The 19918-nt window shown below is 61.3% G+C and carries 19 protein-coding genes; 7 read left to right on the top strand and 12 right to left on the bottom strand.

All coding sequences use genetic code 11. From position 1 onward, the window contains the following. The first annotated feature begins 35 nt into the window (after nucleotides 1-35). Nucleotides 36-743 (top strand): CoA transferase subunit A, encoded by a 708-nt coding sequence (locus ACYVHK_RS08470; protein WP_460529820.1) that lies wholly within the window; start codon nucleotides 36-38, stop codon nucleotides 741-743. 11 nt (nucleotides 744-754) lie between these two features. After that, nucleotides 755-1417, top strand: a complete 663-nt coding sequence (locus ACYVHK_RS08465) for a sugar phosphate isomerase family (RefSeq protein ID WP_460529817.1) — start codon at nucleotides 755-757, stop codon at nucleotides 1415-1417. A 102-nt stretch (nucleotides 1418-1519) separates the two neighbouring features. Here ACYVHK_RS08465 and ACYVHK_RS08460 read toward each other — a convergent pair whose 3' ends face one another. The 9 genes from ACYVHK_RS08460 to ACYVHK_RS08420 form a co-directional block, all read right to left on the bottom strand. After that, nucleotides 1520-2380, bottom strand: a complete 861-nt coding sequence (locus ACYVHK_RS08460) for a DMT family transporter (RefSeq protein ID WP_460529814.1) — start codon at nucleotides 2378-2380, stop codon at nucleotides 1520-1522. Nucleotides 2381-2455: 75 nt separating this feature from the next. Beyond that, complete coding sequence (locus ACYVHK_RS08455) at nucleotides 2456-3520, bottom strand: MBL fold metallo-hydrolase (RefSeq protein WP_460529811.1); 1065 nt, start codon at nucleotides 3518-3520, stop codon at nucleotides 2456-2458. A 28-nt stretch (nucleotides 3521-3548) separates the two neighbouring features. Beyond that, nucleotides 3549-3926, bottom strand: a complete 378-nt coding sequence (locus ACYVHK_RS08450) for an EF-hand domain-containing protein (protein WP_460529808.1) — start codon at nucleotides 3924-3926, stop codon at nucleotides 3549-3551. Between the two features lie 15 nt (nucleotides 3927-3941). Further along, nucleotides 3942-5486, bottom strand: a complete 1545-nt coding sequence (locus ACYVHK_RS08445) for a S10 family peptidase (protein ID WP_460529805.1) — start codon at nucleotides 5484-5486, stop codon at nucleotides 3942-3944. A gap of 34 nt (nucleotides 5487-5520) precedes the next feature. After that, nucleotides 5521-6141, bottom strand: coding sequence for a DUF5655 domain-containing protein (locus ACYVHK_RS08440; RefSeq protein ID WP_460529802.1), 621 nt, complete (start codon nucleotides 6139-6141; stop codon nucleotides 5521-5523). 59 nt (nucleotides 6142-6200) lie between these two features. Further along, nucleotides 6201-6671, bottom strand: a complete 471-nt coding sequence (locus ACYVHK_RS08435; protein ID WP_460529799.1) for a GNAT family N-acetyltransferase — start codon at nucleotides 6669-6671, stop codon at nucleotides 6201-6203. Then, on the bottom strand, nucleotides 6668-7033 hold the full coding sequence (locus tag ACYVHK_RS08430; protein ID WP_460529796.1) for a DUF1294 domain-containing protein: 366 nt from the start codon (nucleotides 7031-7033) through the stop codon (nucleotides 6668-6670). Before ACYVHK_RS08430 ends, ACYVHK_RS08435 begins: the two co-directional genes overlap by 4 nt. 7 nt (nucleotides 7034-7040) lie before the next feature. Then, nucleotides 7041-8750 (bottom strand): gamma-glutamyltransferase family protein, encoded by a 1710-nt coding sequence (gene ggt / locus ACYVHK_RS08425; protein WP_460529793.1) that lies wholly within the window; start codon nucleotides 8748-8750, stop codon nucleotides 7041-7043. A gap of 130 nt (nucleotides 8751-8880) precedes the next feature. Next, nucleotides 8881-9882: a recombination-associated protein RdgC gene (locus tag ACYVHK_RS08420; protein ID WP_460529790.1), complete on the bottom strand. Its 1002-nt coding sequence runs from the start codon at nucleotides 9880-9882 to the stop codon at nucleotides 8881-8883. 162 nt (nucleotides 9883-10044) lie between these two features. On the opposite strand from ACYVHK_RS08420, the gene ACYVHK_RS08415 reads away from it, so the two are divergent. The 3 genes from ACYVHK_RS08415 to ACYVHK_RS08405 all read left to right on the top strand — a co-directional run bounded on the left by ACYVHK_RS08415 (nucleotide 10045) and on the right by ACYVHK_RS08405 (nucleotide 13796). Beyond that, nucleotides 10045-11037 (top strand): Fe(3+) ABC transporter substrate-binding protein, encoded by a 993-nt coding sequence (locus tag ACYVHK_RS08415; protein ID WP_460529787.1) that lies wholly within the window; start codon nucleotides 10045-10047, stop codon nucleotides 11035-11037. 84 nt (nucleotides 11038-11121) lie between these two features. Next, nucleotides 11122-12756 carry an ABC transporter permease gene (locus tag ACYVHK_RS08410; protein ID WP_460529784.1) on the top strand — a complete coding sequence of 545 codons (1635 nt, stop codon included), beginning with the start codon at nucleotides 11122-11124 and terminating at the stop codon, nucleotides 12754-12756. Further along, complete coding sequence (locus ACYVHK_RS08405; RefSeq protein WP_460529781.1) at nucleotides 12753-13796, top strand: ABC transporter ATP-binding protein; 1044 nt, start codon at nucleotides 12753-12755, stop codon at nucleotides 13794-13796. Before ACYVHK_RS08410 ends, ACYVHK_RS08405 begins: the two co-directional genes overlap by 4 nt. A gap of 582 nt (nucleotides 13797-14378) precedes the next feature. Here ACYVHK_RS08405 and bfr read toward each other — a convergent pair. From bfr to ACYVHK_RS08390, 3 genes are all read right to left on the bottom strand, one after another. Then, entirely contained in the window at nucleotides 14379-14858 is a 480-nt protein-coding gene (gene bfr / locus ACYVHK_RS08400; RefSeq protein WP_460529778.1) for a ferritin-like domain-containing protein, read from the bottom strand. A gap of 106 nt (nucleotides 14859-14964) precedes the next feature. Then, entirely contained in the window at nucleotides 14965-15177 is a 213-nt protein-coding gene (locus ACYVHK_RS08395) for a bacterioferritin-associated ferredoxin (RefSeq protein ID WP_460529775.1), read from the bottom strand. Between the two features lie 145 nt (nucleotides 15178-15322). Beyond that, nucleotides 15323-16381 (bottom strand): D-alanyl-D-alanine carboxypeptidase family protein, encoded by a 1059-nt coding sequence (locus tag ACYVHK_RS08390; RefSeq protein WP_460529772.1) that lies wholly within the window; start codon nucleotides 16379-16381, stop codon nucleotides 15323-15325. A 337-nt stretch (nucleotides 16382-16718) separates the two neighbouring features. Here ACYVHK_RS08390 and ACYVHK_RS08385 point away from each other — a divergent pair, with 337 nt between their 5' ends. Further along, a complete protein-coding gene (locus ACYVHK_RS08385; protein WP_460529769.1) occupies nucleotides 16719-18482 on the top strand; it encodes a PHA/PHB synthase family protein in 1764 nt (587 codons plus the stop codon). Between the two features lie 140 nt (nucleotides 18483-18622). Next, entirely contained in the window at nucleotides 18623-19804 is a 1182-nt protein-coding gene (locus ACYVHK_RS08380) for an acetyl-CoA C-acetyltransferase (RefSeq protein WP_460529766.1), read from the top strand. Nucleotides 19805-19918: the final 114 nt, after the last annotated feature.

Genomic DNA, 19918 nt, shown 5'->3' with positions numbered 1-19918 from the left:
GTCTACCGATCTACTAACCGCAGTAGGAAACATCCATGAATAAAATCTACCCCAGCGCAGATGCAGCGCTCGCCGGACTGGTGCAGGACGGCCAGACCATCGCCGTCGGCGGGTTCGGCCTGTGTGGCATCCCTGAAGCCCTGATTGCCGCCCTGCGTGACAGCGGCAAGCGCAACCTGACGGCCATCTCCAACAACGCCGGTGTCGATGGCTTTGGCCTGGGGCAACTGCTGGAGACCCGGCAGATCCGCAAGATGGTTTCCTCCTACGTGGGTGAGAACAAGGAGTTCGAACGCCAGTACCTGGCCGGCGAGCTGGAGCTCGAGTTCACCCCGCAAGGTACGCTCGCCGAGAAGCTGCGCGCCGGTGGTAGCGGCATCCCCGCCTTCTATACCGCAACCGGCTACGGCACCCTGGTGGCCGAGGGCAAGGAAACGCGCGAGATCGACGGCAAGATGTATGTGCTGGAGCACGCACTGACGGCGGATATCTCGCTGGTCAAGGCCTGGAAGGCCGACAAGGCCGGTAACCTGATCTACCGTCGCACCGCCCGCAACTTCAATCCCAATGTCGCCATGGCCGGCAAGATCACCATTGTCGAGGTCGAAGAAATTGTCGAGACCGGCAGCTTCGATCCGGATGCCATCCACACCCCCGGCATCTTCGTGCATCGCATCGTGCTGAACGCCACGCCCGAGAAGCGCATCGAGAAACGTACCACCCGCGAAAACCCGAACGGTTAAGGAGGCCCGAAATGGCATGGAACCGCGATGAAATGGCCGCCCGCGCTGCGAAGGAATTGCAGGACGGATTTTACGTCAACCTGGGTATAGGCCTGCCTACCCTGGTTGCCAATCATGTGCCGACCGGCATGGAAGTCTGGCTGCAGTCCGAAAACGGCCTGCTGGGCATCGGCCCCTTTCCGTCCGAGGCGGAAGTCGACGCCGATGTCATCAATGCCGGCAAGCAAACCATCACCACCTTGCCCGGCTCGGCCATCTTCAGCTCAAGCGACAGCTTCGGCATGATCCGTGGCGGCAAGATCAATCTCGCCATCCTCGGCGCAATGCAGGTCAGCGAACATGGTGACCTGGCCAACTGGATGATCCCCGGCAAGATGGTCAAGGGCATGGGCGGCGCGATGGACCTGGTCGCCGGCGTGGGCCGCGTGATCGTACTGATGGAACACGTTGCCAAGAAAAAGGACGGCACCGAAGAGGCCAAGATCCTGCCCAAATGCAATCTGCCGCTGACCGGCGTGGGTGTGGTCGACATGATCATCACTGACCTGGGTGTCATGCACGTCGGCCCCAAGGGTATCTCGGTACACGAACTGGCCCCCGGCGTGACCGAGGCCGAGTTTGCCGAAAAGACCGCCGTACCGCTCGACTTCTCGCCGCTCAAGGCTACCGCCTGATCGTCTGAAGCGATCGCAAGAAAGCCGGCAATTGCCGGCTTTTTTCATGGTTTTCCGAGATGAGGGTTTACGGGGTGACTGCGTCCCTGCGCCTGTACTTGATCAAGCCGGCTGTGGCTTTTCCGCCGGCTTCAACTCACTCAATATGACCGCCACGACCACCAGTCCACCGCCGATGCCGGCCTGCATGGTCAGCGATTCGCTCAGCAGCAGCCAACCGAACAGGGCGGCGAATACCGGTTCCAGTGCGTAGATCACGGCGGCCTTGTCGGCCGAGACATTGCGTTGCGCACGTGCCTGCAGTACCAGCATGCCGGCCGTCGCGATCAGGCCGAGATAGAGCAGGGTGGGGCCGTGCTCGAGCACGCGCGCGGGCAGCGTTGCGGCTTTCGGATCGCCAATGCTGGCGATGCCTACCCAGAGTGATGCGGAGACGGCCATGAAGATGATCTGCGTGGCCGCCAGATGACGTGCCTCATGTCGGCCACTGCGCTGCGACAGGAAGATCGTATAGAGCGCATAGGCGAGAGCGCAGATCAACGTGGCACCATCCCCCTGCCAGTTGCCACCTCCCTCCCAGGACATCAAACCGATGCCCAGGCAGGCCATGGTCGATGCCAGGAGTACCGGCCAGGCAAGACGCCCGCCGAACATCAGACCCAGGAAGGGCACCATCAGCACGTTCAGGCTGGTCAGAAAGGCGCTGCGATTGGAGGAAATATGCTCCAAGCCATAAGCCTGCGCCACGTAGGAGGTGAGCGCGAAGACTCCCAGCAATGCCCCGTCCCGCCACGCCTTGGCCGGTGCCTTAATCGCGAAGGGCAGCATGCAGACCGAGGCGATCAGGAAGCGCGCAGCGGATATCTCCACGCCTGAGAGCGAGCTGGAGGCTGACTTCAGCAAGGGGAAGGTGGTACCCCAAACCAGGGTGACGAAGAGTAGCAGGATGACGCTGAGATTCATGACGACGGAGTGCTCGGTAGGGAGCCGGAATTCTACCCTCGAAAGCTGCCGGGCACGCCGGATGGCGAAAAATGCTCAATCACCTTGCAGGTCCTCGTAGGCGCTGGTGACGGCCGGGCCGATCACGTACTGGGAGAACAGGACATTGCGTACCGGACTCTCCGCGGCAAATCGCTGTTGCAGGTCGTCGAGCCTGACCACCTTGCGCACCTGCGCCAATGAGGCACCACCCTGCATGGCCTTCCGCGTGCGATCCGTTACCGCCTGCATCAGGTCCGCCACCGTTTGCACATAGCGGGCATCGTGCAGCACCGGTCCGTGCCCAGGCACAATCTGATCGGCTTTCAGCCGTTGCAGCTTGGCCAGCGTCGCAGACCAGTCCGCGACATGGGACTGGTCACCCCCCACCAGCGGGATAGGCCAGACCACCAGGTCACCTGCGCACACGATGCCTTCTTGTGGCAGGTAGACCACCAGGTCGCCTGAAGTATGGCCGCGTCCCAGATAGCGTATCTCGATACTGCGCTTGCCCCGATGCAAGATGAGGGAGTCATCCACCGTGATGCCAGGCAAGGGGGGCTGGAAATCCGGCGGTACGGTGGCGTAGCCCGCCGCCAGGGCCAGATCGCTCTGATAGCTCAGGCGTTCCTCCTCGCTGATCGGCTTGCCGCCCAGCGTCTTGCCCTGCTTGAGGGACTCGCGGAGCATGGCGGAGAACTGCGGGATGTCGTCGCGATGGAAGCGTTCTCTGGCCTTGAGGCCGGCATCCTGCAGATAGTGGCGGGCCTTGGCGTGGCCAATGAATTCCACGCCTGGGTACTGCTCCTGATAGATGGCATTGCCGACGATATGGTCGTCATGCCAGTGCGTATTCACCACGTAGCGCACAGGCTTGTCGGTAAGCGTACGCAAGGCCGCGACCACCTCGCGCGTCGCTGCCAGGTTGGATTGCGCGTCGACGACCACCACATCCTGCTCGTTGATGATGAAGACACTGTTTGATTCCACCGCAAAGCCGGGCAGCTCCTTGCGCGCGGTGGCGTATACCCCGTCTGTCAGCTTGACCAGGTCAAAATGCTCGGAAGCCATCAGCCAGAGCGGGCAGAGTGCCAGTAGCAGCAAGTGGAACAGACGGGTCATCGGCAGGATTTCCGCGGGTACCTGGGGGTCAGAGATTGGCGCCGCGTTCGCGCATGTAGAGGCGCAGGTCATCGAAACTGATGCGTCCCCGCTGCTGCACATCGATCCGCTTGAAATGCTCGGCCACAAATCCCAGGCCGGCCTGTCTGGCCTGTTCTTCCGTCAGCGTGCCGCTGTGGCTGATATCGGCCGCCTCGAACCGACGCCGTAACTTCTCCACGGCGATAGCCTGCAAAGCCGCTCCCGATGGCGGCGTGGCCTGGCTGGGCTGGCGAGCGGCCGGTGGCAGGTAGGGGTCACCAACCTGTGCCATGTTTGCCCGCGCGGCAGCAGAACCGCCGGCTTGCTCGGCGGCCTGCACCAGCCCACCGAGCAGGCATCCAATGAGGTAGTAGGACTTGTTCATGCTGACGCTCCTTGCCTAGGGGGCCGCAGCGGCGCGGTAGAAGCTTGCCAGGTCGGCCTTGCCCAGGCGTCTGCTGCCGTCATCCAGATAGGTCATATGGCCGCCCGGGTAGTTCCTGATCTGTACCCTGGCCGTAGGGCCGAGCCGGGCCAGATCGAGCTCCGTCTGGTAGAAGGGCGTGGCCAGGTCGTGATAGCCATTGAGCGACAGGATACGCAGGGCAGGGTTCTGCAGTAGTGCCGCGGCGAGGTCCGGTATGGCGTCTGGCAGCGCCTGCGCATCATGCTGCCAGTTCCAGCTGTCGATGGCATTCACAAACAGGTTGTAGGTCGAGCTATTGCTGTACTTCAGCGTGGTGGGCAGGTAACTGCGTATGGTGCTGGCGAAGGATGGCGAAATGAAGGTCGAGGACGGGTCTCCCTCGCTAGCGAGCTGGCTGCCAAGCGGGGCGGTCACACGCGCATCGTAGCGGCCGATCAGCGTGGGTGGCTGCAGGCCGTACTGGAAGCTCGTCGGGTCCAGGCTCAGATTGGTCTGCCAGAGCCCGGCAGGCGCGCCCGTCGCATTCACCAGTTGTGCCACCAGGCCATTGGGCGTGACGCGATTGACTATCCACTGGTCAACAGCCGGCGCATAGCTACCCGCACTGAAACTGCGCAGCGTGGTGGCATAGGCCGCAGGGTCACCCTGGGCCGGCTGGGTCAGGTTGAAGTAGGCACCAATCACGCCGTAGCTGGGCAGGTAGCCTGCGCAATTGACCGTGCCGGGGTTGAATACCGCGCAATTGCTGTTGTAGTTCATGATCGACGATTGCAGGATCACCCCGCTCAGGCGGGTGCCGGCGGATTCGAGCAGGTCGGCGAGCAGGGCGCTGCGCAGCGTGCCGTAGGACTCCCCGAACAGATACTTGGGCGAGGCGGTACGCTGGTTGACTGTCAGGTAGCGGGTCACGAAATCGCGGAAAACCGCGGCATCGGCATCCACACCCCAGAATTGCTGGTTGGTATTGGGCGCAATGGCCTGCGTATAGCCAGTGCCGACCGCATCGACAAACACCAGGTCGCTGACGTCCAGCAGGCTCTCGGCATTGTCGACCAGTTGGAACGGTGTGGGCACGTTGGTCGCCGGTGCACCGGTTGCCAGCCGTTTGGGGCCATAAGCACCAAGGTGTAGCCAGACCGATGCCGAACCAGGCCCGCCGTTATAGAAAAAGGTGACCGGACGTTGCCCCGGGGCCTGGCCGTCCAGCGTGTAAGCCACATAGAAGAACGAAGCTTCGGCCGCATTGGTTTGTGGATGGCTGGCGGTCAGGTGGCCGGTCGTCGCGGTGTAGGCCAGGGCCAGGCCATTCAGGCTCAGGGTGTGGTGAGTGATGGCAGCCCGTTCCTGAGCGGATGGGAGCGATGCGCCTGGTGCGCCCGAATAGCTGACTGGATCATTCAGGGCGATATCACCATTGCCCGGCGGCGGCGTCGTGGTGCCACTGTCGCCACCCCCCCCGCCACCGCAGGCAGCCAGCAACACGGCAAGGTAGGTGGCAAGCGGCGGGGCGTATCGCATGGCTGCTCCCTGGGGAGAGGGCGTATGAACCGTTCTAGGCCTTATCCCGCTCATAAGCCAGTTTGAGCCAATGCCGTACCTCGTCGTCGATTTCCGCGATGGACGTGATGGCGATGCGATGCGTGATCCTGTCCTTCTTGGCGAAACCGCCGGTATCGATCAGGCGATCGGGCACCGGCATATCGCCGAGCGCGAGGCCCAGGTCCAGGCGGGTACGGGTGCTGGGCTTGAGCTGCGCAAATACATGGCGCCGATAGAACGGTACGATGGTCTTGGCCGGGCAGGCCTTGACGTCGCTACCCAGGGCAAGGCCTGCCTCCAGCAAGGCTTCGTAGACAGGCAGCAGGCCCGCCTTGCCGTCCGCAAACATGGCTTGCACATAGCGCTCCGCATGGACCAGATAGGCCTCGGGCGAGTCCTCGTCCATGCCTTTGCCATCGGCCCGCTCCGCCAGCCAGGTGGCCGCCCGGCTGCCCAGCTTGTGGGTTTGCTGGAGCCACTCGCGTCGCGCCGTCTCGTCGCCCGGACCATCCTCGCGTATCAGGTCGAGCCATTCATCCAGGCTGTGCCCGGTTTTTTCGGACAGGGTATCGATCCATTGGCGGATCATGCCGACGCTGGGAGGGATGCCGTAGCGGGATAGGGAGTTGGCCATTGGGGCGGTATGTGATGGGTCTGCCGATACGATAGCTTGTCCAGGCTGCACCAGCTACGTCAAACAGCCTTCCGCCCCGCAACCCGTTGCAGCAGGGCTAGTTCAGACGGTGAGGCGGTGAATTCCAGCGCTTTGTCGTTCTCGCGAGTGACATTGAACCCCAGTTTGCGATGAAAGCGTAGCGATGCCGGATTGTTGCGATAGACATGCGACACCACCTTTTGCACGCCGTGCTCGACAAACAACGCCAATGAACGCTGCGCAATCTCGGCCGTAACAGCGGCGTTGCGGTGGGCGGGGTGGATATTGAGCATGAGTACGAACCACTGCTTGTCGGTTCGTACCGTGTAGTTGGCGTAGGCCACTACCTTGCCATCGCGTTCTACCAGCAGGAAATGGTCGCCAGCGGCAGCCGAAGCGCGCAGCTGCGCCAGCCGGGTGGCGTGGTCCAACAGGTCACCGGCGGCCTGGGTATGAGTGCTAAGGGTCAGGACATCCAGTGCAGCGAGCTGATCAAAGGGCAGGGTCATGGTGGGCTGGGGAAGGGCGTGTAAAGGACCGGACGGACGAGTACCAGCAGTAGGGCAGCCAGGTTGAGCGCCACGCTCAACCAGAAGCGCCACTGAAAGCTGGCCTTGCCCGTCTTGTGGTGAACCAGACGTTGCGCCAGTAAGGCGCCTGGCCAGCCTCCCAATAGCCCGACGAGCAGAAGGCTGCGCTCGGGGATGCGTGACGCTTGTCGCTGTGCCGCCTGTTTGTCCCAGGCATAGGCAACAAGCGCCAGCAAGCTTTGAGCGGTATAGAGGCCAACCAGGCTTTGCCAGGGCGGCTGGCGCCAGAGCATGTCCAGCAGTGCGCCGGCGAGCAGCAGGCCGGATAGCAAGGCGGTCATCGTGTGCTCAGTAACCTGCTGCCTGGCCGTCCTTGCGCGATTCACTCGCACCGGCCAAGGCGCCGTTTGGCAGCCGCATGATGGCCTGGTAGCCGCCATAACCGCCCAGGTCGTAGGTGATTTTGTGACGCTTCTGCAGCAACTGCTGGATGGTGGCATAGGGATAGCCGGTTTCCAGGCTCACCGTGCCGCCATCGGTCATGGTGCCGCCGGTGGGTTGCTGCGGCGTATCCCAATAGATCCGCGGCGCATCGCCGGCTTCCTGCAGGTTCATGCCGAAGTCCACCAGGTTCATCACGATCTGCGTGTGCCCCTGTGGCTGCATGTCGCCGCCCATCACGCCATAGCTCACCCAGGGCTGGCCATCCTTGGTGATAAAGCCCGGGATGATGGTCTGGAAGGGACGCTTGCCGGGGGCGTAGACATTGGCGTGACCGGGGTCAAGCGCAAACAGCTGGCCACGGTCCTGGAAGATGAAACCCAGACCCTCCGGCGCCATGCCGCTCCCCATGCCACGGTAGTTGCTCTGGATCAGCGAGACCATATTGCCTTCGGCATCGGCCGTGGTCAGGTAGATCGTATCGCTGGTTTTGAGCGCCACGTTGCCGGCCTCCACCTTCTGCAGCGCGCGCTCTTCACCGATCAGCTTGCGACGTTCCTGCGCATAGGGCTTGCTGATCAGTTGCTGGACCGGGGCTTTCACGAAATCCGGATCGGTGTAGTACTTGGCCCGGTCGGCGAAGGCGAGCTTGGTTGCTTCCACGAACCAGTGCACATGCTGCACGCTGCCGAAGCCGGCAGATTTCAGGTCATAGCCTTCCAGGATATTGAGCGCCTGTAGTGCGGCAATGCCCTGGCTGTTCGGTGGTAGCTCCCAGACATCGTAGCCACGGTAGTTGGTCGAGACCGGCTCCACCCACTCGCTCTTGTGGCTGGCGAGGTCTTCATAGCTCAGGTAACCGCCGTTGCGGGCGAAATAGGCCGCGATCTGCCGGGCGATGTCACCCTTGTAGAAGGCGTCGCGTCCGCCCTGGGCGATCTTGTCGTAGGTGTTGGCGAGGTTGGGATTGGTCCACAGCTGACCCTTGGCCGGGCCGACGCCATCCTTGGTGAACTGCTCACGGATGCCGGGGAACTTGATCAAGGACTGAACATTCCGGCGCCAGTAGTAGCTGATTACGTCCGTGACCGGAAAACCCTCGCGGGCATAGCGGGTTGCTGGGGCCAGGATGGCCGGCATGCCTAGCTTGCCGAACTTTTTGTGCAGCTCGAACCAGCCATCGACCGCACCGGGCACGCTGACCGGCAGTGGGCCGAACGGTGGCAGCTCCTTCAAGCCCTGCTTGTCGAGTTCCTGCTTGAGCTTGTCGTAGCTCAACGACTTCGGCGATCGGCCGCTGGCATTGAGGCCGTAGAGCTTCTTGGTCTTGGCATCCCAAACGATGGCGAACAGATCCCCGCCGACGCCGGCACCGGTAGGCTCCATCAGGCCCAGGGCGGCATTGGCTGCGATGGCCGCGTCGATGGCGTTGCCGCCCTGCTTCATCACATCCAGTGCAATCTGCGTGGCCAGCGGCTGGCTGGTCGCAGCGATGGCATGGGGGGCAATGACTTCAGAACGGGTGGCGAAGGGGGCGTCGCTGATACGGTCGGCCGCGTGCCCAACGGTGATCAGGCTGAGTGCGAGCAGGGTGGGGCGCAACAAGGGCTGCAACATGATGGCGGCTTCCGCAGAGGGGACCGCGCGAGTGTAGCGAGCAGCGTATCGCTTGCGCTTTATATCTTGGTGGGCTGCGCTACTTGCAACACAGCCCGGCCGTTGCCGCCGGGCTGTGCCATGCCTTAACTTACCAAGGCACGTCTACCTTGCCATCGGCCTGGGCTGGTGCGGCTTGTGACGCGACTTGTGGGGCCGGTGCCGGTGCAGCGATAGGGCCGGACGACATCTCAGTCAGTTCGTCACCCAGTGCTTCGATCACGGCGGCAACCAGGCCACGGCCTTCCTGCGCGAGCAGGGTCAGCGTGGTGTCGAACATTGCGGCGGCGTCTTCGGCATCGGCTTCCTTGATCTTGTCTTCCAGCATGTCCAGGAAGGTCAGGCGCTTGATCTGCAGCTTCTCGGTCAGTACGAAGGCGATACGCTCGTCCCAGCTCAGGGCCAGCTGGGTGACCAGCTTGCCGGTCTTCAGATGCTGCTTCACTTCATCCGAACTCAGGTCGTGGCGGCGGCAGGTGACCTGTGCGCCACCTTCGCCTGGCGCCTTAAGCACGCAATCGGCGTCGAGCGTGAAGTTGCTCGGCGCATCATGATCCAGCCAGGTGCTCATGGCGGTGACCGGGTCGAGCTGGGTTTGCGGCAGCTTGGTCGGCAGGGTGCCCAGCGTTTCGCGCAGCAACTGGATCAGCAGCTCGGCCTTGGCCGGCGTCGCGGTGTCGACCCAAATCCAGCCGTCCTGGAAATCGATCAGCGCGCGTAACACGCGCGAACGGGTAAAGGCGCGCGGCAACAGTTCCTCGGCGATCCGCTCACGGATTTCCTTGGTTTCCTTCTTGCCAACCTTGCGCAGCTCCTTGGCTTCGATATCGGCGATGCGCTCATCGGCGGCATCCTTCACCACGCTCGACGGCAGCAGCTTCTCCTCGGTCTTGAGGGCGATCAGCATGGCGCCGGAATTGGCGTAGGCAAAGATGTCCGGCGCGTGGCTGGCCGGGGAAATCCAGCCTGCAGCCAGCTTGTCGGTACTGCCCACCGGCACAAAGGCGCGCTTTTTCAGCTCGGCATCGAGTTGGTCGGCGTTGAGTTTGCTGAGATCGGTGATGCGATAGAGCTGCAGATTCTTGAACCACATGGCGGGATTTCCAACGACATAAAACGGAGGCGGATTGTAGTCGATTACGGCCCTGAATCGGAGAGGGAACTGAGTTTGTTCGGGAGCTCATTTTGATAAGCATTCTCATCCGTGCGACAATTCCTCCATCTGCAACGCTTTGTGACATCTGGAGCCTCAAGCATGACGTTTCGCCCCCTGCTGATCGCCGCCGCGCTGGCCGCTGCCGCCCCTGCCTTTGCTGAAGAAGTGACGGTCTATTCCGCCCGTATCGAGGCGCTGATCAAGCCCATGTTTGATGCGTTTACCAAGGAAACTGGCGTGCAGGTGCGCTTTGTTACCGGCCAGGAAGGCCCCTTGATGGAGCGGCTGAAAGCGGAAGGTGCCAACACCCCGGCGGATATCCTGTTGACGGTTGATGCTGGCAATCTCTGGCAAGCTGAGCAGCAAGGTCTGCTCCGCCCGGTCAAGTCCGCCGTGCTTGAAGCGAATGTCCCGGCCCACCTTCGCGACCCAGCCGGTGCCTGGTACGGCATGTCGATCCGTGCCCGGACCATCTTCTTCAACACCAAGAAGGTCAAGCCTGCTGATCTTTCCAGCTACGAAGACCTGGCCAGCCCCAAATGGAAGAATCGTCTTTGCCTGCGTTCTGCCAAGAAGGTCTACAACCAGTCCCTGGTCGGCACCATGATCGTCCGCCTGGGTGAGCAAAAGACCGAAAGCATCGTTCGCGGCTGGGTGGCCAACCTCGCGGCGGACCCGTTCTCGGATGACGAATCCATGCTCAAGGCCATTGGTGCCGGGCTGTGTGATGTCGGCATCGCCAATACTTACTACTACGGCCGCGTGATGCAGCGCGATCCCAAGCAACCCATTGGTATTTTCTGGGCCAACCAGCAGTCCAGCGGTACCCACGTCAATATCTCCGGTATGGGCGTCACCCGCTACGCCAAGAACGAGAAGGGCGCCATCCGTCTGATGGAATGGCTGTCGAGCGAAAAAGCCCAGAACCTCTATGCTGACCAGAACATGGAGTTCCCGGTCAACCCCAAGGTGAAGCCTGACCCGCGTGTTGCGGCCTGGGGGGACTTCAAGCACGACTACATCAACGTGGCCAAGGCAGGCGAGCTGCAAGCCACCGCCGTCAAGCTGATGGACCGCGCCGGTTACCGCTGATACTGCTGTTAGCATCGCAAGGCCAGCCCCCGTCATGGAGGTTGGCCTTGGCCTATTTTGAGTGCTCCCATCAAAACTGTTGCCTTGCCCCTTCTTTCTTTTGACAGCCCGCCCCGGCGCTGGCTCGATGAGCGCATCGTTGCCTGGCTGATTGCCGTCATTACCTTGCTGCCGCTTGCCGTGGTCGTGGCCAGTCTGTTGCGCCCGCAGGCCGATATCTGGTCGCACCTGAGTGAATTTGTCCTACCCCAGCTGCTCTCCAACACCTTCTGGCTGGTGCTGGGGGTGGCGATTGGCACCTTGCTGCTGGGGGTGTCACTGGCCTGGCTGACGGCGGTCTACGACTTCCCGTTCCGCAAGCATTTCGCCTGGGCGCTGGCATTGCCGCTGGCCATGCCGGCCTATGTGCTGGCCTTTGTGCAGATCGGCTTGTACGACTATGCCGGGCCGCTGCAAAGCCTGCTGCGCGAGTTCATGGACGACACCCGCTGGATACCTGGCATCCGCTCGCGCTGGGGCGTGATACTCACACTCACGCTGGGGCTCTATCCTTATGTCTACCTGTTGGCCCGCAATGCCTTCCTGACCCAGGGGCGCCGCGCGCTGGAGGCGGCCGCATCGCTGGGGCTGAGCCGCCGCCAGGGCTTCTGGCGCGTGGCGTTGCCCATGGCGCGACCCTGGGTGATCGGCGGCCTGACGCTGGCCCTGATGGAATGCCTGGCTGACTTCGGCACCGTCGCCACCTTTAACTATGACACCTTCACGACGGCCATCTACAAGGCCTGGTTTGCGCTGTTCAACCTCAACGCGGCCTCGCAGCTGGCGTCCCTGCTGGTATTCGCGGTATTGGTGCTGGTGCTGGTCGAACAGAAGGTCCGCGGCGACAAGCGCTATACGGCCGGCAGGGCAGGCGCTGCTCATCCAGACAAGCTCCGTGGCTGGCGGGCCTGGTCGGTGGTCGCCTATTGCCTGCTGGTACTGTCCATCGCCTTTCTGATTCCCATGGTGCAGTTGCTGCGCTGGGCCTGGTCGGTAGCCGGCGATCAGCTCGACCTGCGCTATTTCGGCTTTGTCGGCCGCTCGCTGTTGCTGTCTGCCGGTTCCGCCATTGGCATCGTGTTGCTTGCGCTGATACTGGCCTATGTCGTTCGTCGCCGAGCCGATCTGTCCAGCCGCCTCTCGGCCCGGCTGGCCACGCTGGGCTACGCGGTGCCGGGCACGGTGCTGGCGGTCGGCATTTTCGTGCCGGTGTCCTGGCTGGAGAACGGCCTGATCAACAGCGTCAAGGCGCTGGGTCTGGGTCAGCCCACCCAGATACTGCAGGGCACGCTGCTGGTCATGCTGCTGGCCTTTGCCGCCCGTTTCCTGGCCGTTGCTTATGAACCCACTCAAGCCGCCATGCAGCGCATCACCCAGAGCCAGGAGGAGGCAGCCGCCTCCATGGGTTTGGGGCGACGCGCCGTACTGTGGCGCATCCACTTGCCCATCCTGCGCGGCGGCCTGCTGACGGCTGCGCTGATGGTGTTCGTGGACGTAATGAAGGAAATGCCCATCACCCTCATGACCCGGCCATTTGGTTGGGACACCCTGTCGGTGCGGGTATTCGAGATGACCAGCGAAGGGCAGTGGGAAATGGCTGCCCTGCCTTCGGTCGCCATCGTGCTGGCAGGCCTGATCCCGGTGATCCTGCTGGCGCGCGAGACGGAGAAGCAATCGTGAGTGAAACCCTGCTGACCCTGGATCAGGTGGGCGTTGCCTATGGCGACAAGACCGTACTGGCCGGCCTGTCCTTCACCCTGGCAGAAGGCGAAATCGGCTGCCTGTTGGGTCCGTCCGGTTGCGGCAAGACCACCGCGCTGCGTGCCATCGCCGGCTTCGAGCCTATCCGCGCCGGCCGCATCCGTCTCAATGGCGACGTCATCGCCACTGCCGAACAACAATGGCCGCCGCAGCAACGTGGTATCGGCATGGTGTTCCAGGACTACGCACTGTTCCCGCATCTCACCGTCGCTGGCAATGTGGCCTTCGGCCTGGGCGCCCTGAAGCGCGAGGAGCAGCAGGCGCGCACCATGGAATTGCTGGAGGTGGTCGGCCTTGCCGGTCATGCCAACGACTACACCCACGCGCTGTCAGGAGGCCAGCAGCAACGCGTCGCCCTGGCCCGCGCACTCGCGCCGGCACCACGCCTGCTGCTGCTGGACGAACCGTTTTCCAATCTCGATGTGGAACTGCGCGAGCGGCTGTCGCAGGAGGTGCGCGATATCCTCAAAGCTCGCGGCACCACTGCACTGCTGGTCACCCACGATCAGCACGAGGCCTTTGCCCTCGCGGATCGTATCGGCGTCATGGAGCAGGGCCGCCTGAAGCAGTGGGACAGTGCCTACGCGCTCTATCACGAGCCGGCTGATCGCTTCGTGGCGGATTTCGTCGGCGAAGGCGCCTTTCTGCCGGGGCAGGTGATGGAAGGGGGTAAGCTGGATTTCGAACTTGGCTCCAGTCTGTTGCATGCCGGTCATGATTTCACGCTTGGTCAGAAGGTGCAGGTGCTGCTTCGCCCGGACGACGTGCTGCACGACGATGCCAGCGGCCTCAAGGCCCGCGTGGTCAAGAAGGCATTCCGCGGTGCTCAGTTCCTCTACACCTTGGCTTTGCCCTCGGGGGCGACGGTATTGAGCCTGGTGCCTAGCCATCACGATCACGCTATCGGCGAGGCGATCGGCATTCGGCTTGAGATTGATCACGTTATTGCGTTTAGTTGACTTTGTGGCGGCGCGTTGCTTAGCTGACGTAGAGCCAAGCCACTAAACGTGCATTGAAAAATTGCGGCATTGCCAATTAGATTTGTGATTCATTCCCTGCTAGATTTGGTCGAGGTTTTAGATAATTGAGTTGCCTCTTCTATCTGCGTTGGGAATTAAATTAATGTAGGAGGTGTAATGCGTCTTACGTTCAGATTGATTGTCATGTGCTGCGCTGTTTTATTGGCAGTATCTTGTGCTACGGGTGAAAAGATCTCGGGTGTCCGTGACGGGATGTCCAAGGCTCAGGTGGAGGCCATCTTAGGTAGGCCTGATGGATATAAAAAATAGAAGCGCTGGAAGGCTATCAATACACCAACCGCTTAATTAGCGGTTGGTCATGGGACAGAACTGACTACACAGTTATCTTTAAAGATGGACTGGTAGTAGAGTTTGGTCCAGGCCAAGTTAGGCAAGCAAGTAACGGCAGGGAGACTCTGGTTATTGTGCCTTTACGCTAAGAAATTAACTGTACTTCGCACTCGGGCATGTAAATAAAAAAGCCATGGCGATTGCCGTGGCTTTTTGTATGGTGCGAGCCGCTCAGGAATCCGCCGATCCCATCTGCGACTGCAGGTAGTTCTGGTAGCCCACTGTCTCGATCAGGCCGAGGTTGGTCTCCAGCCAGTCGATATGCTCTTCCTCGCTGGCGAGGATGTGCTTGAACAGGTCGCGGGTGACGTAGTCATGTACCTTCTCGCAGTGGCCGATCGCCTCCTTGAGTACCGGACAGGCTTCCAGTTCTAGCTTCAGGTCGCACTGCAGCGCTTCCTTCACATCCTCGCCGATGTAGATCTTGCCCATTTCCTGCAGATTAGGCAGGCCTTCCAGAAACAGGATGCGCTCGATCAGGGCATCGGCGTGCTTCATCTCGTCGATGGACTCGTGATACTCGTGTTCGTTGAGTTCCTTGAAGCCCCAGTTCTTGAACATGCGGGCGTGCAGGAAGTACTGGTTGATCGCGGTCAGCTCGTTCTTGAGCGCGGCGTTCAGATAGCCGATGACCTTTTTGTCGCCTTTCATGATGGCCTCCTTGCAATGCAAACGCAGAAAGCGGCACAGCCGCCTGTTCAACTATCCAGCGTAGCCAGAGAGTGACGAGGCGGCAAGTGAAAAGCCAAAAATTCGGTCAGGCGGGTACGAGCGTAATGGTGACTCCACGGCTATTGCCTGCCATTTCGCGCTTGCTGTCGAGCAGCAGGGCGCGCGCATCCGGTGCGCATTTGCCACAGCAACCGGCGACCCCCAGCTCCATGCGCAAGTCACGCATGCTGTCGCAGCCGTCATGGACGGCACGGCGGATTTGCTTGTCGGTTACGGCATTGCAGATGCAGACGTACATGGCGACCAGTTAATGAGAATTTAGATGAAATGATAGGGATTCTCATTTTGTTATGCAACTGCCGTTTGTCGTCTGGCTGGAGCTGGAATGACAAAGCCCGCCTGAGGGGCGGGCTTGTCTCTACAGCAGCTACGGGCCGGCTTGATCAGCCGGCGTGCAGCATGGCGCTCGGGCTGGTCTCCAGCCACTTTTTGATGCGCTGGGCATCACCGACGCGGGTGAGGCGGCCGGCGGAATCCAGCAGTACGATCACGACAGGCGTGTCGTTGATCGTAGCCTGCATGACCAGGCATTTGCCGGCCTCCGAGATATAGCCGGTCTTGGAGACGCCGATCTCCCAGGCCACATTCTTCACCAGCGGGTTGGTGTTGTGGAAGGTATAGCCACGACCGTTCACGTTAGAGATGAAGGCGTACTCGTCACTAGTCGAGTAAGCGCGGATCTCTGGGTAGTGGTGGGCTGCCTGTACCAGGCGGATCAGGTCGTTGGCGGTGGAGACGTTGGCGCTGGTGAGGCCGGTCGGGTCCTCAAAGCGGCTGTTCTGCATGCCCAGCGATTGCGCGGTACGGTTCATGCGGGCGACGAACGCAGCCTTGCCGCCTGGAGCGGTGCGGGCCAGTGCGTGGGCGGCACGGTTTTCCGAGGACATCAGGGCCAGATGCATGATCTCGCCACGGCTCAGGGTGGTGCCAACCAGGAGGCGGGAGCTGGAATTCTTCAGCGTATCCACATCCTCTTCGGTGATGGTGATCGGTTCTTCGAGCGGCAGGTGCATGTCCAGCGTCACGATGGCCGTCATCAGCTTGGTGATGGAAGCGATCGGGGCCTGGACCTGGCTGTTCTTCTCGTAGATGCGTTCGCCCGATACGGCGTTCACGACCAGGGCGGCACTGGAATACAGGGCCGGGGTGCCAAAGGCGCTGCTCAAGGTGGAGGGCAGGGCGGATACGCGGGTCACACGGCCACCTTGCGGCGCACGTTTGACGAGCACGACCTTGCTGGCCTTGGCCTTGCGGGACGGCTTGGCGCTGACCTTGGTTGCCTTGGCCGTACTGGCCTTGATCTTGCTCGATTTTACTTTGGTGGTAGCACTGCTGCGACTGACAGCGTGCTTCTTGGAAGTCTGGGCGGCTTCGGCCGAGAACGGGATAGCCATCAGCCCAAAGCTGAGAATGCCTGCGACTAGCGCGGAGAGGCGAGACATGGTACGGCGTCCCCGAATTACGTGAAGATGGATGAGCCGATAATACATAAGCGATGCCTGAAAATCCATGAAAATCAGGGGGTAACGCCACTTTGGTCAGGTTGTTTGTTAAAACTGCTTATTAAATAAGCACTTGCCTGTGTGGGTGGTTTGCAAATATTACCAAAATCTTGCATCCGAACGGTCGCTCTCTCGGCGCAAAATGTTGCGAATACAAGGTACTACGCGGCCCTTGTCGAGCGAGCGGCCGCACGCCTACAATGCGCTAGCATTTTATTTGCTGCGTTGCAGCAAGTGCTAACCCAAAGCCGGGCAAACAGACCTGGGAGACAACGTCTTGAGCCAGTCCAGTTCCGAACGCAACCTCGGTGGCGATGCAACGAGCTACCAGGCTTTCCTGCAGTCCTTGACGGACACCAACCGCAAGCTGTTCGACAGTTTTGTCAGTGGCATGCAGCCCCAGGATCCGGCCGCGAAGTCGGCCGCCATGGAGACTTTCATCCAGGGTCTGGTGGGCAACACCCAGCAACTGATGGGCTTGCAGAGCAGCTACTACCGCAAGCAGATGGATTTGTGGACCGGCCTGTTTGCCGCTGGTGACAAATCCGCCGCACCGGCTACCCGGGGCGACCGCCGCTTTGCCGCGCCGGAATGGGCGGAATACCCTTTCTTCGATTACCTCAAGCAGAACTACCTGCTCAGTGCCAAGTGGCTCAATGAGCTGGTGGACGGCGTGCCGATGGATGAGGCGACCCGCTACAAGCTGGGTTTCTATACCCAGCAGTTCATTGATGCGATGTCCCCCTCCAACTTTGCGCTGACCAACCCCGAGGTCATCAAGCTGGCCATCGATACCCAGGGCGAGAGTCTCGCCGAGGGCATGCGCAAGCTATCGGAAGACATGGCCAAAGGTCATATCTCCATGACCGACGAATCCAAGTTCGTGGTGGGGGAGAACCTAGCGATCACACCGGGTACCGTGGTGTTCCAGAGCCCGCTGTTCCAGTTGATCCAGTACACCCCGACCACCGCGCAGGTCTACGAGCGCCCGGTGCTGTTCGTGCCGCCGGCGGTCAACAAGTACTACCTCATGGATCTCCAGCCTGAGAACTCCATGGTCCGTCATTTCGTCGCCCAGGGCTACACGGTGTTCATGGTGTCCTGGCGCAATATCACGCCGGACATGGGCAAGCTGACCTGGGACAGCTATGTCGAGGATGGCGTGATCAAGGCCACCGAGGTCGTGCGCGAGATCAGCAAGCAGGACAAGATCAATGTCCTGGGCTTCTGCATCGGCGGCGTCATACTCAGCACCGCCTTGGCGGTGATGAAGGCCCGCAAGCTCGACTGGTTCGAGAGCGTCACCTTCATGACCTCCCTGATCGACCATACCGAGCCGGGCGACATCAAGCAGTTTGTCGACGAAGACCTGGTCAAGAGCCGTGAGGCCAAGCTGGCCGAGGGCGGTGTGATCAGCGGCAAGGAGCTAGCCCGTGCCTTCGCCATGCTGCGTGCCAACGACCTGATCTGGAACTACGTCGTCAACAACTACCTCAAAGGCAAGACGCCGCCACCGTTTGATCTCCTGTACTGGAACAACGATTCGGCCAATCTGCCCTTGCCTATGCACACGTTCTTCCTGCGCAATATGTACCTGGAGAACAACCTGGCCAAGAAGGGCAAGATGAAGGTCTGCGGCGTGCCGGTGGATGTCGGCCAGTATGACTGGCCTATCTATATCTTTGCCGCGCGCGAGGATCACATCGTGCCCTGGACCTCGGCCTACCGGGGTACCCAATTGCTGGGCAGCAAGGAATTGCGCTTCGTGCTCGGTGCCTCGGGCCATATTGCCGGTTCTATCAATCCGGTGGGACCCAACAAGCGCAATTACTGGGTGGCGAACGAGTATCCCAAGGATGCCGAAAGCTGGCTGGCCTCGGCCGAAAGCAAGCCCGGCAGCTGGTGGCAGGACTGGGATAACTGGATTGCGCCACGCTCCGGCAAACAGGTCGTCGCACCCAAGAAGCCTGGCAATACCAAGTACAAGGCCATCGAGCCGGCGCCCGGTTCCTACGTCAAGGCCAAAGTGGCCGAGGCTTGAGAGCCCGACGTCTGGTTCATTTTTAAAACTCGGCTGCCCCGAAACGTGAGGGGCGCAATAAAGCGAATCGCGCAGCCTGCCTGGTGTCTGGAAGGCGGGCCAGCGTGATCCTCATCATTCTCCCACGTAGGAGTTACACCATGTCAGAAGTCGTTATCGTCGCCGCCCTGCGTACCGCCGTCGGTTCCTTTGGCGGCAGTCTCGCCAAGGTGGCTGCGCCGGATCTTGGCGCTACCGTTATCAAGGCCCTGCTTGCCCAGACCGGCGTGAGCGGTGAGCAAGTCAGCGAAGTGATACTCGGCAATGTGCTGACTGCCGGCCTGGGTCAGAACCCTGCCCGCCAGGCCGTCATCAAGGCTGGACTGCCGGTATCGGTGCCTGCGCTCACCATCAATCAGGTATGTGGTTCGGGCCTCAAGGCTACCCACCTCGCCATCCAGTCCATTCTGTCGGGTGACAACGAGATCGTCATCGCCGGCGGCCAGGAAAACATGTCGGCTGCGCCGCATCTGCTGCCCAATAGCCGCGATGGCATCCGCATGGGGCCGGCAACGCTGGTGGACAGCATGATGTACGACGGCCTGACCGACGTGTACAACCAATACCCGATGGGCATCACCGCCGAGAACATCGCCCAGAAGTACAACATCAGCCGCCAGGAGCAGGATGAGCTGGCGCTGGCATCGCAGAACAAGGCGGAAGCCGCCCAGAAGGCCGGCAAGTTCGCCGACGAAATCACCCCGGTACTGGTGCCGCAGCGCAAGGGCGATCCGCTGAGCTTTTCCACCGACGAGTACATCAAGCACGGCACCACCATGGATGCGCTGACCAAGCTGCGCCCGGCCTTCACCAAGGAAGGTTCGGTCACGGCGGGTAATGCTTCCGGCATCAATGATGGCGCTGCCGCTGTCATGCTGATGACGGCCGACAAGGCCGCCGCCCTGGGCCTCAAGCCGCTCGCGCGCGTCGTGGGCTATGCCTCTGCCGGCGTGGATCCGACCATCATGGGCATGGGTCCGGTGCCGGCAACCCAGCGCGCGCTGGCTCGTGCCGGCTGGACGCTGGATCAGGTCGACCTGATCGAAGCCAACGAAGCTTTTGCCGCCCAGGCCTTGGGTGTGGCCCGCGAACTGAAGTGGGACTGGAACAAGGTCAACGTCAATGGTGGCGCCATTGCACTGGGCCACCCCATTGGTGCTTCCGGTGCCCGCGTGCTGGTCACCCTGCTGCACGAACTGGCCCGTCGCGATGCCAAGCGTGGCCTGGCCACGCTTTGTATTGGCGGTGGCATGGGCGTTGCGCTGTGTGTCGAGCGGGTTTGATACCTGCGCTAGCTGATATCCCGGCTAAAAGCCCCCGTCTAGCGACGGGGGCTTTTTTATTGGCCTGACTTGTCTAGACACATGCCCCGTAAAAATTCACATACCCGGTAATAA

The sequence above is a fragment of the Chitinimonas naiadis genome (genome assembly GCF_054780835.1).
The sequence above is the reverse complement of the archived record's forward strand: the minus strand, read 5'-3'. Positions and strand labels throughout refer to the sequence as shown.